Origin of the sequence: Micromonospora sp. WMMD723 (genome assembly GCF_049863385.1) — a bacterium.
GTDB lineage: Bacteria > Actinomycetota > Actinomycetes > Mycobacteriales > Micromonosporaceae > Micromonospora > Micromonospora wenchangensis.
The window spans coordinates 6,683,074-6,696,489 of record NZ_JBMKNR010000001.1; the positions used below are offsets into that span (position 1 = coordinate 6,683,074).

The following is a 13,416-nucleotide window of genomic DNA, read 5'->3' on the forward strand; positions in this document are numbered from 1 at the left end:
TACCGCCGGGTCACCGTCGCGCCGGCAGGGTCCGCCGGGTGCGCGCCGGACCCGTCAGAGGCCGGCCAGGAGGCCGGCCAGTTCGACCGGCCGGCTGAGCATCGGCCAGTGCCCGGAGTCGATGTCGACCAGGTCGACGTGCCGGGCCTTGGCGAGTTCCGGCAGGTCACCGGCGTCGATCAGGGCCTGCGCCTGGGCCGGGGAGAACTCGGGGCAGACCAGCACGACCGGCACCTCGTAGCGCCGGGTGTCGGTCAGCCGGACGGTCCCCCGGGCGACCCGCTCGGGCACCGGGACGGCGGCGGCGGCGAACTCCCGCCGGGCCCGGTCGTCGAGGTCGGCCGCGTCCGGGCCCTCGAAGGGCGCCCAGCCGGGGAAGGGCATCACGCCGTCCTCGATCGGGAAGAAGTCGGCGTAGGAGTCCCCGTCGGCAGGTGGGAACCCGCCGATCAGCACGACCCTGCGCACCGTCGAGGGCCGGGCGTCGGCGGCCAGCCAGGCCAGGGAGCAGGCGGCCGAGTGCCCCACCACCACCGACCCGCCCGGTGCCGCGTCGACGGCGGCCAGCACCGCGTCGATCTGGTCGTCGAGCGTCGCCGTGGTGTTCCCGTCCCCCTGGCCGGGCAGGCGTACCGCCACCGCGTGCCGGCCGCGCGTCGCCAGTTCGGCCACCACGCCGTCCCACACCGGGGCGTCGAGCCAGAGACCACCGACGAGGACGATCCGTTCATCCGTCATAGGGGTCAACCTAGAGCCGGTTCCGGACGTTTTCCTTCCGGTACCGTCCGTGGCGTGGAGAACGTCAGCCCCACCGCCCGCGCCCTGCGGACGCTCGACATCCTGCGCGACCGACCCGGCACTACGGCCGCCCAGCTCGCCGCGGGCCTCGGCGTGACCGAGCGGGCCGCGCGCCGCTACGTCGGGGTCCTCCGGGAGGCCGGCATCCCGGTCGAGTCCGTCCGGGGGCCCTACGGGGGTTACCGGCTCGGCCGGGGCGCGCGGCTGCCGGCCGTCGTGTTCACCCAGGAGCAGGTCCTCGGCCTGGTGATGGCCGTGCTCGACGGGCGACCGGCCGCGAGCGACGCCGACGGGCTGGTCGGTGCCGCGTTGAGCAAACTCATCCGGGCGCTGCCCGACAGCGTCGGACGGCAGGCGGCGGCGCTGCGCACGTACGCGGCGGCCGCCGCCGACCGGCGGGCGGTGCACGCCGACCCGATCACGACGAGCGCGCTGGTCACGGCCGTGGCCGACCGTCGCCGGGTGGCCGTCGGCTACACCACCGAGAGCGGTACGTCGTGGGAGGCCGAGGTCGATCCGTGGGCGGTGGTGGTGCGTCACGGCCGCTGGTACCTGCTGTGCCACTCGCACCGGGCGGACGCGGTCCGCACGTACCGGATCGACCGGATCGGGGCGGTGCGGCACCTGCCGCAGCCGTTCACCCCACCCGCCGACCTCGACCCCGTCGCCACCCTGGAGGCGCACCTCGGCTCCGGGTGGAAGTACCCGACCCGGGTGGTGTTCCACGAGCCCTACGAACGGGTGGCCCCCTGGGTCGGGCCCACGATGGGCCGGCTGGAGCCCGCCGGTGAGCGCTGCGTGCTCACCGGCAGCACCACCAACACCCGGATGTACGCCGGGGAGTGGCTGGCCGCCGTCCCGTTCGGGTTCACCGTCGAGGAGGGGCCCGAACTGCGGGCCGCGGTGGCCGCGCTCGCCGCCCGCCTCACCGCCGCCGTGGCGGACGCCGTCCCGGCGGCGGTGCGGCGGGCGGACGGCGACATCTCGTCGCAGCCCTGCCCCGGTCAGTAGACGAACGGCCAGCCGGCGGTGTCGTAGCCGAGCAGGTTGATGCCGAGCAGCGACGTGCCGTTGTCGGCGTAGTAGTGGTAGACGAGGACCTCGGCGTCGGTGTCGGTGAACACCGCCTGGTGCCCGGGTCCGTGGATGCTGCCGTGCCCGGCGAGCACCTGGGTGCCACCGCCGGCGGTCATCGCCACCCCGTTGCGGTCGACGTACGGGCCGGTGACCGAGGTGGACCTGCCCACCATGACCCGGTAGGTGCTCGCCGCACCCTGGCAGCAGCGGTCGAACGACACCCACAGGTAGTAGTAGTTGCCGTGCCGGACGATCACCGGGGCCTCGATGGCGCCGCCGTTGCGTCCCGCGATGCTGTGCACGGTCGTGTCGGAGCGTTTCCCGGTGGCCGGGTTCAGCGCCACCATCTTGATGCCGGACCAGAACGACCCGAAGCTGAGCCACCACCTGCCGGTGGCGTCGACCACCAGGTTCGGGTCGATGGCGTTGAAGTTGTCGGACGTGCGGGACTCGATCACCAGGCCCTGGTTGGTCCAACTGCCCGACGCGCCGGTGGTGCTGGTGGCCAGGAAGATCGCCGACCGGTTGGAGCCGAACGTGGAGGCGGAGTAGTACAGCCAGTACCGGCCGTCGCGGTAGGTCAGGTCCGGTGCCCACAGGTTACGGCTGCCCCCGGTGTACGTCGTCGTCCACGGTGCGCCGCCGGGGAACACCGTTCCCGCGTTGCGGAACGCGATCCGGTCACTGGAGGTCTTGAGCGCGATGTTGTCGCCGGTGTGCGCCAGCAGGTAGCCGCCACCGGGGCGGATCGCGATCGTCGGGTCGTGCACCCCGACGTCCCCGGTGACCCGGCCCGGGCCGGGGTAGGACGCGGGTGGCGTGGTGGGGGTCGCCGCCACCCGGGGCGCGGCCGTCGACGCCGACGGTGATCCTCCGGCGATGCCGGCGGCCATCAGCACGACCGACAGGCAGACGGACGCCAGCCGGCGGAGGGTGGACGCATTCTGTACGGAGCCGAGCGAAGTGGTCACGACAGTTCCCTGGGTCGGGCGTCGGGCAGCGTGATGCCGACGCGACATCGACAAAAATGTCGGGATCATTGCATTCGTGTTTTCCCCGAAGCTAACGCACACATCGAGGCATGTCAACGTCTGGCGCTACCCTCCCCACCCGCCGACGCTCCCGGGCGGCCCGCGCCGATGGGGTCGCGACGAACCGGCCCGGCGGGCCCCGCACCACGGTGTCGACGCCCGCCCACGCAGCGAGCTTGCCACCGATGTCCGCCCCGGAAGGGGCGGCACGACCCACCACGATGGGACAGGGCCACGATCGGCAAGGAACTGCGAGCTATTGAGACGCTCATCTCCGTCGACAGCATCGGGGCACGACGAGGAGAAAGCGACCCTATGCTTGTCGCCGGAATACCTGCGGCCGGTCGGGTGGCAGGAGAAAGCACCAGTCCGAGGATCTGCGAATGCGTCGGAAATCTGCTCTGGACAATGGCATCACTGACGTCACCACAGCAATTACCCGCAGTGGAACGTCAACCTCCCCCGCAGCGGACGCCGCGCGCCGATCCGCGGTCGCCGAGGAACAGGAGTTTCTCGACTCGGCCATGGCCAGGCGCGACGCTCTCGTCGACCACCTGCGGGCAGAGCTTTCCTCAGCTGCCCTGGACGTGTTGGAACGGGCGCGGCTGCGCATGCTCCGCCAGCAGTACGAGCAGCTGCGGCGGGCGCAGGAACGGTTGGTCTTCGGCCGCCTCGACGGTCTTGACGGCACCGTGCGACACGTGGGCCGGGTCGGCCTGCGCAGCGACGACGAGGACGGTGAGCCGCTGCTGCTGGACTGGCGCGCTCCCGCGGCCCGGCCGTTCTACACGGCGACGGCTGTCGACCCGCAGGGGCAGGCACGGCGTCGGCACATCCGTACGACGGGACCGGTGGTCGTCGGGGTGGACGACGAGCCGCTGGACGGGACCATGACAGCGGAACTCGTCGGTGAGGGCGCGCTGCTGGCCGCCCTGGACCAGCGGCGCACCGGTCACATGTCGGCGGCGATCTCCACGCTGCAACGCGAACAGGACGACATCATCCGGGCGGAGGCGACCGGCCCGCTGATCGTGCAGGGCGGTCCCGGCACCGGCAAGACGGTGGTGGCCCTGCACCGCGTCGCCTATCTGCTGTTCGCCCACTCGACAATGGCCGACCAGGCGGTCCTGGTCCTCGGTCCCTCCCCGCGCTTCCTCCAGTACATCGCCCAGGTGCTGCCGGCGCTCGGTGAGACCGCCGTCGTCTCGGCGACCTGCGACACCCTGCTGCCCGACATCCGCGTGGGCCGCGACGAGAGCCGCACTCTCGCCGAGATCAAGGGCCGCGCCCTGTGGCAGGCCGCGCTCGAGAACTACGTCGGCTCGCTGTTCCCCCGGCCCCGTGAATTGAAGCTGCGCTGGGAGGGCGAGTTCTACGTCATTCCCGCCGGGACCGTCGCCCAGATACTCGCCTCGGTGCGGGGACGCCCCTATCACCGGGCCCGCGAGGCGTGCGCCGAGCAGCTGCACCACCTCCTGACCGAAGCCGTCGTCGATCGACGCGAGGCGCTGATGCACGCGATGGAGGAGGGCTTCGAGGACATCCTCGCCCGCGTCGACCGGAGCATGGAGCAGGACCACCGGCCCGGAGGTGGGCCGACCGGCAGTGACGTCGACGGGCTGCTCTCCGAGGAGGAGATCGACATTCTCCGTGGTCGGATCGGGGAGAACGCGACCATCGCCCGGTTCGTCGAGGCCTGGTGGCCCACCCTCGACGCCGAAGAGCTGGTGAGAGGTCTCCTGACCGACCCCGCCCTGCTCGCCCGCTTCGTTCCCCGGTTGTCCGCAACGGAGATCACCGCCGTATCGACCGAGCCCGCCGCACCGTGGGCTCCGAGCGACATCCCCCTGCTCGACGCCGTCGCCGACCTGCTGGGCGAAACCGAGGCCCCGCCACCGCAGGGTGAGTTCGTCGCCGACCACGCCCGCCGGCAGCGCGGCTGGGTGTACGGCCACGTCGTCATCGACGAGGCGCAGGAACTGTCCGAGATGCAGTGGCAGATGGTGCTGCGGCGTTGTCCCAGTCGATCCGTCACGGCGGTGGGCGACATCGATCAGACGGAGGCGGCGCACCGGCACACCACCTGGGCGCAGGCGGTAGGGGCAGCTTTCGGCGAGCGGTGGACCGCGGCGGAACTCACCATCTGTTACCGCACCCCGCGCGAGGTCATGGACCTCACCGGGCCCGTCCTGAAGCAGGCCGGCAGCCACAACTCCCCGCCCCGGGCGGTGCGTTCCTGCGGCATCGAGCCCTGGGTGCGCACGGTCGCCCCGGCGGAACTCGCCGCCACCGCTGCCCGGGCCGTACGGCAGTTGCAGCAACGGTGGCACGGCGGCACGGTGGGCGTCATCGCTCCCGCCGACCGCATCGCCGAACTCCACGCCGTACCGGGTGACGTACCGGTGCTCACCGCGGTCCAGGCCAAGGGACTGGAATGGGATGCGACGCTCCTCGTCGACCCCCAGGGCATCGCCGCCGGGCCGCGCGGTTGGAACGGCCTCTACGTCGCGCTCACCCGATGCACCCAGGAACTCGGACAGCTGGTTCTCGCGTAGCGGGTGCCCGCGGATGCGCCGCCGTCCCGCCGGCGGCCGGTCACCGCCGACGCACCGTGGCCAGCGCACCGCCCCAGGCCGTCACCTCGTCGAGCATCCGGTGCAGGACGTCCACCTGGTTGCCGGTGGGCCGCACCTCGCCGTCGGCGTCGAACTCGGCGAAGCAGTGCAGGCCGACCTGGTCGCGGACGTCGGCGACGTGCACTTCGGCCAGCACCAGCCGCAGGTGCTCGACGGCCCGGACGCCGCCGTTGAGGCCGTACCCGACGAAACCCGCCGACTTGTGGTGCCACTCGGTGTAGAGGTAGTCGATCGCGTTCTTCAGCACCCCGGGACAGGAGTGGTTGTACTCCGGCGTGACGAAGACGTACCCGTCGTAGGACGCGACGGTCTCGGCCCAGCGGCGGGTGTGCGCGGCGGTGTAGTGCTCGGGCCCCATGGCCGCCGGGACCGGCTCGTCGAGGTGCGGCAGGTCGTGGTCGGCCAGGTCGACGACCTCGTAGACCGCGTCGTCCCGCTCGGCGGCCAGCCGGTGGACCCAGCGGGCCACCGCCGCGCCCCGTCGTCCCGGTCGGGTGCTGCCGATGATGATGGCGGTACGCATGAGATGACCTCCTGATCGGTGGGATGTGCTCGGTGGTGTCCCGGTCACCGGGCCTGTGCACGTCGGGCGCGTCGTTGCGCCCGGTGCAGCCGGGCGGCGAGGACGAGGGCGACCAGCGCCATGCCGGTCAGCCACCGGAAGGTGACCCGGAAGGCCGCGGCGACCTCGGCGTCGGAGCCGGCGTCGGCCAGCGCGCCGGCAAGCACCACCGCGCACAGCGCGCTGCCGAGCGCACCGCCGACCCGGGACAGGGTGTTCACCTGCGAACTGGCGTCCGACATCTGGTCGGGCCGCACCCGGGCCAGCGCGGCGGAGACGACGGGTGATCCGGCCAGCGCCAGACCGACACCCCGGACGACCTGGAGTGCCTCGACGAGCACCAGGTCCGGATCGGCCGGCAGCAGTGTCATCGGAATCGTGCCGACCACGACGACCAACAGGCCGACCAGGGCCACGACGCCGCCACCGTGCTCGTCGGCCGACCGGCCGGCGAGGGGAAAGGTCACCGCGGCACCGAGGCTGAACGCCATCAGCAGCAGCCCGGCCTCGACGATGCCCCGGCCCATCCCGAGTTGGAAGTAGAGCGGCATCACGATCAGCCCGCCGAACAGGGCGGCACCGGAGAAGACGATGGTGCCCGCCGCGGCGGCGTAGACGGGGTCCCGGGCCAGGCGTAGGTCCATCAACGGCTCGTCGGCGCGCAACGACCGGTGGGCGAAGAGCGCCAACGCGACGAGCGCGGCCACCAGGGGCACCAGCACCGGCGGCGCGAGCAGCTCGCCGTGGTCCATCGCCCGGGTGACGGCGTAGGTGAGCAACGGCAGCCCGAGGGCGACCAGCAGCAGGGCCGGCAGGTCGAGCCGGCCGGCCCGGCCGGCCTCGCCGCGTGGGACCACCCGCAGGGCCAGCAGCAGTCCGGCGATCCCGATCGGCACGTTGACCAGGAACATCCAGTGCCAGGAGAGGTTGTCGACGAGCAGGGCGCCGATGATCGGCCCGAAGGCCGGGGCCAGGATCGACGGGACGCTGGCGACGGCGATGACCCGACCCATCCGCTCCCGGCCGGCGGCCTGGCCGAGGATGGCCATTCCGGCGGGGATGAGCAGTCCGCCGGTGAGCCCCTGGAGCACCCGGGCGACGATGAGCGTGTCGGCGCTGCGGGCGAGTGCGCACGATGCGGAGGTGAGCGTGAACCCGGCCAGCGACCATAGCCAGAGCCGACCGGGCCCGATCCGCCGGCTGAGCCAGCCGCAGACCGGCAGTGTCGCGGCGAGTGCCAGCAGGTAGCCGCTGTTGATCCATTGCGCCTCGGTCAACGAGGCACCCAGGTCGCGCCCGATGACCTCGATGCCGACGTTGACCAGCGAGGTGTCGATGCCGGTGAGCACCGAGCCCGAGGCGAGGACGGCCGCGAGCCACCACACCGAGGCCGGCACGGCGGTGGTGGGGACACGTCCCGTCGTGGCGGCCGGGTCGGCGTTCCCGCCGGCTGCCGTCATCGCCACCCCCGACCCGAGAATTGTTGGACCTCCAACGATATCGGTAAAGTCGTTGGAGGTCCAACGTTTAGGTACACTGGGTGGGTGACAGAGCGCAGCGAACCGACACCGGGAGCGCCGCCGGCCCGGCTGCCGCGGCTGACCAGCTGGCTGCTCCACCACGCGGCCGCCCGCGCCAACCGGGTCGTCACCCGGCACCTGGACCGGCCCGCCGACCGGATGCGGTACGCCATCCTCGCCGCGCTCGACGAGTTCGGCGGCATCAGCCAGGCGGACCTGTGCCGCCGGCTCGGCATCGACCGGGGCGACGCCGTCGACACCCTCAACGCGATGGCGGCCGAGGGGCTGCTGCGCCGCGAGCCGGACCCGGCGGACCGCCGACGCAACGTCGTCCACATAACCGCCGCCGGAACCGCCCGGATGCGCGAGCTGGACGCCCTGGTCGACGCCGCCCAGGACGAACTGCTCAACGGATTCACCCCGGCCGAACGCGCCCGGCTGCGCCGCCTCCTGCACCGCCTGGTCGACCTGCCGCCGGGCTGACCGGAGGCGACCGACGGGCCGGCCCCGCCGAGCAGGCAGCCAAGGGCCGGCCCGGCCGTCGTCGACCGGGCCGGCCCCGAGCCGGGTCAGACCGTGACGACCCGGTTGTCCACGATGGAGGTGAACGTCGACTCGGGAGCGATCAGGCCCCACTTCACCATCCACCGGTAGGTGCGCTCGAACTCGGCCTCCGGGTACGGCTGCGGGTCGACGTAGCGCAACCGGCCCAGCCGGAAGTCCGCCGGCTCCAGCTTCACCAGGTCCTCGGGCACCTCGGCGACGAAGTGGTGCAGGTACGGCCGGATGTCCTCGTTGATCTTCGCAACGGCCCGGCGGACGGCCCGGTCGACGGCGGCGAAGGTCGCCGGGTCGACGTCGGCGCTGGCGATCTCCGAGCCGACGTAGAACGCCTCGGTGATCAGCACGTAGCCGAGCTTCTCGGCGGCGGTGGTCCACGGCTCCATCAGCGCCACCGCGTCGATCTCGCCGTCGCGCAGCTTGCGGAACCGTTCGGCCGGTCCGCCGGCGTGCACCACCTTGATCTCGTCGGGGTCCAGGAAGCCCTCCAGGGACTGGATGGCCAGGTAGTGCGAGCCGTGGTGGAAGTTGACGCCGACGGTCCTGCCGGCCAGGCCCTGCGGGTGCTTGATGCCGGAGTCGGGCCGTACGAAGATCGCCTGGCTGGCCACCGAGGCCCGCTTGGCGATGATCTGGCCGCCGCGCCCGCTGTCGTGGGAGCGGCGGATCTGCCCCCACTCGCAGGCCCGGTAGAGGGAGACGTCGCCGCTCTCGAACGGCTTGGAGATGCCACCGAACGAGCTGACCAGCTCGTGTTCCTCGATCGGCTTGAGCACCGCGTCGTACGAGCCGGGGGCGACCAGTTCCAGGTCGATGCCCTCCTCGGCGAAGTAGCCGTGCTCCAGGCCGACGAGGTACGGCAGGGTGAAGATGGCGCCGCTGCGGACGCTTTTGACCTTCGTGAGTGCCACCGTGGTGGTCCTTTCTGTGCTGGTGTCGTGCTGTGGGTTATCGGGCGGGTGTGGCGGTCGGTGCTGCCGTCGAGGTGTCCCCGGTCCCCACCACCTCCCCTTCCGGGGTCGGGTCGGACGGGGGTCGGAACAGCCGCCACGTCGCGTACGCGCAGGACGCGGCGGTGACCGCGACGAGCCCGTACGCGACGCGCAGGGCGGTGGTGAAGTCGTCGGGCGCCTCGGCGGCGACCCGGGCGGCGTCGTCGGTGGGCTGGCCGGTCAGGGCCAGCACCGACACCACCACCGCCCCGAGGACGGCGACGCCGAGGTTGGTGCCGATCTGGCGGGAGGCGCTGGTGATGGCGCTGGCCACCCCGGCCCGGTCGCGGGGCAGGCTGTTCACGGCGGTGTTGGTGGCCGGCGGGTTGACCAGGCCCATGCCGGCGCCGAGCAGGAGGTAGCCGACGAGCAGCGGGGCCAGGCCGGCGTCGGTGGTGACGGTCAGGGCGAGCAGGGTCATCGACGCCACGAACGACAGGTGCCCGACGGTGGCGGGCAGTCGGCCGCCGTGCCGGCCGACGATCCGGCCGGAGACGTTGGCGAGCACCAGTGTGCCGAGGGTGGTGGGCAGGGTGAGCAGTCCGGTGGCCAGCGGGCTGAACCCGCAGACCTGTTGAAGGTAGAAGGTGTTGACGAAGTTGAAACCGCCAAGCGTCAGGTAGGCCACGACCGCGGTGAGCACCGCGCCGCGCAGTGCGGGGACCGTCAGGTGGCGCGGGTCGAGCACCGGGTCGGGGCGGCGGCGGGCCGCCGGCAGGTAGCCGACGGCGGCGGCGACCGCCACGGCCAGCGCGACCAGGACCGGGCCGGTCAGCCAGCCCCGGCTGGGGCCGTCGATCAGCGCGAACGTGAAGCCCACCAGGACCAGGGCGGCCAGGGTGTTGCCCAGCGCGTCGAGGCGGCGGGGTGGGCCGTCGACGAGACCCGGCGGCAGCAGCCGGGTGCCCAGGTACAGCAGCGCCGCGCCCCCGACGCTCACGGCGAACAGGCTGCGCCAGCCGGCGGCCTGCACCAGCACCCCGCCGACCAGGGGCCCGCAGGCGGCCGACACTCCGGCCGTCGCGCTCCAGGTGCCCAGCGCCCGGCCGCGTCGTACCGCGTCGGGGAACAGGTTGGCGATGAGGGCGAGGGCGGGCGGGGCCATCAACGCTCCCCCGACGCCCTGCACGCCCCGGGCGGCGATCAGGGCGGGCGCGTGCGGGGCCGCCCCGCACAGCACCGATCCCGCCGCGAACACCAGCAGCCCGACCCGGAACGTCCGCCGCCGCCCGTACCGGTCGGCGACCGCCCCGCAGAGCAGGGTGAGGCTGGCCCGCACCAGGGCGTTGCTGGTCGCCACCCACTGCAACTCGGTCGTGCCCAGTCGCAGTTCGCGGTGCACCGACGGCAGGGCCAGGTTCAACGCCGCGCCGTCGAGGACGCCGAGGAACAGCGTCCCGCAGCACACGAGCAGGGCGGCGCGGCTGCGCCGGGGCAGGGACATCGCCGGCTCAGAGCTTCTCGTACACCGGCTTGGCGGCCCGCTTCTTCAGCACGCCGACCTCGACGGCCAGGTCGATCTGCTTCTCCAGGTTGGCGAAGACGGTGTCGTCCCACACGTCGGCGTAGACCGGGGCGAGCCGTTCCGGCAGCAGTTCGATGGCCTTCTTCTCGGTGGCGGGGACGCCGTAGTCGGCGTGGTACCTCCCGATCAGGGTCGGGTCCTTCTTGACCAGTCGCCAGGCCTCCAGGGTGAAGTCGACGTACGCCCTGGCGGTCTCCCGGTTGGCGGCCAGCCAGTCGCGGCGTACGGCGGTGCCGTTGAGGAACAGCGGGCTGCTGTCGCCGGTGCCGGTGCGCCACAGTTCGTCGACGGAGGCGAGTTGCCGGTTGCCGGAGCCGACGAGGCGGGTGGCGTTGGGTTCGATGGCGATGATCGCGTCGAGGTCGCCGCGTTCGTACAGGGCGAGGTTGGCGATGGGCTGCCCGGTGAACAGCTTGAACTCGCGGTCGAAGCGGATGCCGTTGACGGCTGCGGCCAGCGCCGCCGCCCGGTAGGTGTCGCTGCTGGGCGGCTGCACGCCGACCTTCCTGCCCTTGAGGTCGGCGATGCTCTGGTAGGGGCTGTCGGCGGGGACGATCCAGCGGCCGTGGTTCCACAGCGACGGCCCGACGATGACCACGTCGTGGCCGCTGGTGTTCACCTCGGTCGCGCCCAGCGGGCCGAAGGCGTAGATGTCGAGCACGCCGGTGAGCAGCTGTTCCTGTCCCGCGCCGGGGCCGCCGCCGGCCTTGCGGTCGAGGTGGAGCCCGTGCTTGGCCTCCAGGCCGAACTGCTCGGCCACCGAATCGCGGATCGCCCCCGCCGTGCCGGGGCTGCGGGGCTGCACCTTGGCGCTGCGGGTGCCGGCGGCGGCCGGGTCGTCGACGCCGCAGGCGCTGAGCAGGGTGGCCGCGCCGGCACTGCCGGCGACAAGCCCGGCGGCGCGCAGCAGGGAGCGTCGGGTGAGGGGTGTCGTGGACACGGGGGTTCCTTCCGGGTGGTTCAGGGGTGGGTGCCCGGCGCGCGGGTGATGGCGGCGGGCCGGTGGCCGCGCCGAGGGGTGGGGCGGGTTCAGGTGAGGGCGGCGACGATGCGGCGGTGCACGTCGAACAGGTCGGGGTCCTCGGGGCTGCGGGGGCGGGGGCGGTCGATGCGGTACTCCCCGACCACCTCGGCGGGGCGTCCGCCGAGCACCACCACCCGGTCGGCGAGGAACGCCGCCTCCAGCGCGTTGTGGGTGACCAGCAGGCCGGTGCGCGGGGTGCGCAGCCAGAGCTGTTGCAGCAGCAGCCGCAGGCGGCGGGCGGTCAGCTCGTCCAGCGCGCTGAACGGCTCGTCGAGCAGCAGCACCTCGGGTCGGACGACGAACGCGCGGGCCACGGCGACGCGTTGGCGTTGCCCGCCGGAGAGCACCGACGGGTACGACCGGGCGTAGTCGGTCAGGCCGACGGCGTCGAGGATCGGGGCGACCTCGACGGGGTCGACGCCGGCCGCCGTGGCGGCGAGCCGCACGTTGGTCTCGACGGAGGTCCAGTCCAGCAGCCGGGGCTGCTGGAACACCATGCCGAGGCGGGGTCGTGCGCCGCCGGTGGAGACGGTGCCCGCGTCGGGGCGTTCCAGGCCGGCGATCAGGTGCATCAGGGTGGTCTTGCCGGTGCCGGAGCCGCCGACCACGGCGACCAGTTCGTCGGGGGCGAGGGTGAGGGAGAAGTCGCGGAAGATCTGTTGCCGTTCGCCGGTGCGCCGGCTGGTGAACGCCTTGTCGACGCCGTCGAGGCTGATCCGGACGCTCATCGCAGGGCCACCCGCCGCCAGCGCACCGCCCGGCGTTCCAGGGTCTGCAGCAGCCCGTACTCGATGGCGGCCATGACCAGGGCGAAGGCGACGGTCCAGGCGAGCACCCCGGCCACGTTGTGCTGGGAGAACTCCAGGTTGAGCTGGTAGCCGACGCCGTCGGCGAGGCCGAATATCTCCACCAGCACGATGACCTTCCAGGCCATCGCGATGCCCAGCCGCGCCCCGGTGAACAGGTCGGGGACGATGGCGGGCAGCCACACGTAGCGCAGTCGGGTCAGCGCGTCGAACCGGTAGACGTGGGCCATCTCGCTCAGCGCCGGGTCGACCGAGCGGACGCCCTGGGCGACGTTGATGGTCAGCGCGGGCGCTGCCGCGAGCGCGACGGTGAGGACGGGGTTGAGCAGGCTCACCCCGAACCAGATGACGCACAGCAGGGCCTTGACCAGTCCGGGGGTGGCCAGTCCGATGAGGACGGCGGGTTCCAGGAAGCGGCGCAGCCACGCGCTGCGGCCCATCGCGATGCCGGCGGCGACGGAGACGACGAACGCCGCCGCGAAGCCGAGCACGACGCGGGTGAGGGTGACCCGGACGTTCTCCGCGAGCGCGCCGCTGGTGGTGATGTCGGCCAGGTTGCGGGCGATCTCCCCGAGGCCGGGGATCAGGGCGCTGCCGGAGGTGCGTGCCATGAGCTGCCAGCCGGCCGCGAGCAGGCCGACGAGCAGCAGCGCGGGCAGGGGCCGGGTGAGGCGCGCGGCGACGCCGGTGACGGGTGGGCGGTCCGGCGGTGCGGGCGACCGCCCGCCGCCGAGCACGACCTCCTCGACGCCGACGGGGTGCGTGACGGTCATCGACATCCCATCCTTCGGTACGCGGGCCGCGTCGTCCTCGACGCCGGCAGACGAATGACCAGCACGTCAACGCCAGCCTCTCGATTTCCTATCCTGCCGATAGGATTAGTA

General features: G+C 72.7%; 12 protein-coding genes. 3 read left to right on the top strand and 9 right to left on the bottom strand.

Annotated features, from left to right (window positions below; genetic code table 11):
- Positions 1-54 precede the first annotated feature (54 nt).
- The gene (locus ACN261_RS28940; protein ID WP_425853209.1) at positions 55-738 is read right to left on the bottom strand and encodes an alpha/beta fold hydrolase; all 684 of its coding nucleotides are present in this window, start codon (positions 736-738) and stop codon (positions 55-57) included.
- Between the two features lie 54 nt (positions 739-792).
- On the opposite strand from ACN261_RS28940, the gene ACN261_RS28945 reads away from it, so the two are divergent.
- Positions 793-1,809: a helix-turn-helix transcriptional regulator gene (locus ACN261_RS28945; RefSeq protein ID WP_425853211.1), complete on the top strand. Its 1,017-nt coding sequence runs from the start codon at positions 793-795 to the stop codon at positions 1,807-1,809.
- Here the strand turns inward: ACN261_RS28945 and ACN261_RS28950 are convergent.
- On the bottom strand, positions 1,803-2,846 hold the full coding sequence (locus tag ACN261_RS28950; protein WP_421482862.1) for an arabinan endo-1,5-alpha-L-arabinosidase: 1,044 nt from the start codon (positions 2,844-2,846) through the stop codon (positions 1,803-1,805). The two genes, ACN261_RS28945 and ACN261_RS28950, sit on opposite strands and share 7 nt — an antisense overlap.
- Positions 2,847-3,430: 584 nt before the next feature.
- Between ACN261_RS28950 and ACN261_RS28955 the strand changes: the two genes are divergently transcribed.
- Entirely contained in the window at positions 3,431-5,461 is a 2,031-nt protein-coding gene (locus ACN261_RS28955; RefSeq protein WP_425853214.1) for a HelD family protein, read from the top strand.
- A gap of 40 nt (positions 5,462-5,501) precedes the next feature.
- On the opposite strand, the gene ACN261_RS28960 is transcribed toward ACN261_RS28955, so the two are convergent.
- Entirely contained in the window at positions 5,502-6,065 is a 564-nt protein-coding gene (locus ACN261_RS28960; protein WP_425853215.1) for an NADPH-dependent FMN reductase, read from the bottom strand.
- 44 nt (positions 6,066-6,109) lie between these two features.
- Positions 6,110-7,564, bottom strand: coding sequence for a DHA2 family efflux MFS transporter permease subunit (locus tag ACN261_RS28965; RefSeq protein ID WP_425853217.1), 1,455 nt, complete (start codon positions 7,562-7,564; stop codon positions 6,110-6,112).
- Between the two features lie 84 nt (positions 7,565-7,648).
- Between ACN261_RS28965 and ACN261_RS28970 the strand changes: the two genes are divergently transcribed.
- Positions 7,649-8,107 carry a MarR family winged helix-turn-helix transcriptional regulator gene (locus ACN261_RS28970; RefSeq protein ID WP_421482865.1) on the top strand — a complete coding sequence of 153 codons (459 nt, stop codon included), beginning with the start codon at positions 7,649-7,651 and terminating at the stop codon, positions 8,105-8,107.
- Between the two features lie 86 nt (positions 8,108-8,193).
- Here the strand turns inward: ACN261_RS28970 and ACN261_RS28975 are convergent, their stop codons facing one another.
- The 5 genes from ACN261_RS28975 to ACN261_RS28995 all read right to left on the bottom strand — a co-directional run bounded on the left by ACN261_RS28975 (position 8,194) and on the right by ACN261_RS28995 (position 13,305).
- Positions 8,194-9,096, bottom strand: coding sequence for an ABC transporter substrate-binding protein (locus tag ACN261_RS28975; RefSeq protein ID WP_421482866.1), 903 nt, complete (start codon positions 9,094-9,096; stop codon positions 8,194-8,196).
- Between the two features lie 37 nt (positions 9,097-9,133).
- Positions 9,134-10,621, bottom strand: coding sequence for an MFS transporter (locus ACN261_RS28980; RefSeq protein ID WP_425853220.1), 1,488 nt, complete (start codon positions 10,619-10,621; stop codon positions 9,134-9,136).
- 7 nt (positions 10,622-10,628) lie between these two features.
- The gene (locus tag ACN261_RS28985; protein WP_425853222.1) at positions 10,629-11,642 is read right to left on the bottom strand and encodes an ABC transporter substrate-binding protein; all 1,014 of its coding nucleotides are present in this window, start codon (positions 11,640-11,642) and stop codon (positions 10,629-10,631) included.
- 89 nt (positions 11,643-11,731) lie between these two features.
- Positions 11,732-12,454: an ABC transporter ATP-binding protein gene (locus ACN261_RS28990; RefSeq protein WP_421482869.1), complete on the bottom strand. Its 723-nt coding sequence runs from the start codon at positions 12,452-12,454 to the stop codon at positions 11,732-11,734.
- Positions 12,451-13,305, bottom strand: coding sequence for an ABC transporter permease (locus ACN261_RS28995; protein ID WP_421482870.1), 855 nt, complete (start codon positions 13,303-13,305; stop codon positions 12,451-12,453). The genes ACN261_RS28990 and ACN261_RS28995 overlap by 4 nt, the downstream gene beginning before the upstream one ends.
- Positions 13,306-13,416 lie beyond the last annotated feature (111 nt).

Coding starts and splice junctions, on each gene's coding strand:
- ACN261_RS28940 (WP_425853209.1), bottom strand. CDS start 738: ATGACGGATGAACGGATCGTCCTCGTCGGTGGTCTCTGGCTCGACGCC.
- ACN261_RS28955 (WP_425853214.1), top strand. CDS start 3,431: ATGGCCAGGCGCGACGCTCTCGTCGACCACCTGCGGGCAGAGCTTTCC.
- ACN261_RS28960 (WP_425853215.1), bottom strand. CDS start 6,065: ATGCGTACCGCCATCATCATCGGCAGCACCCGACCGGGACGACGGGGC.
- ACN261_RS28965 (WP_425853217.1), bottom strand. CDS start 7,564: ATGACGGCAGCCGGCGGGAACGCCGACCCGGCCGCCACGACGGGACGT.
- ACN261_RS28980 (WP_425853220.1), bottom strand. CDS start 10,621: ATGTCCCTGCCCCGGCGCAGCCGCGCCGCCCTGCTCGTGTGCTGCGGG.
- ACN261_RS28990 (WP_421482869.1), bottom strand. CDS start 12,454: ATGAGCGTCCGGATCAGCCTCGACGGCGTCGACAAGGCGTTCACCAGC.
- ACN261_RS28995 (WP_421482870.1), bottom strand. CDS start 13,305: ATGACCGTCACGCACCCCGTCGGCGTCGAGGAGGTCGTGCTCGGCGGC.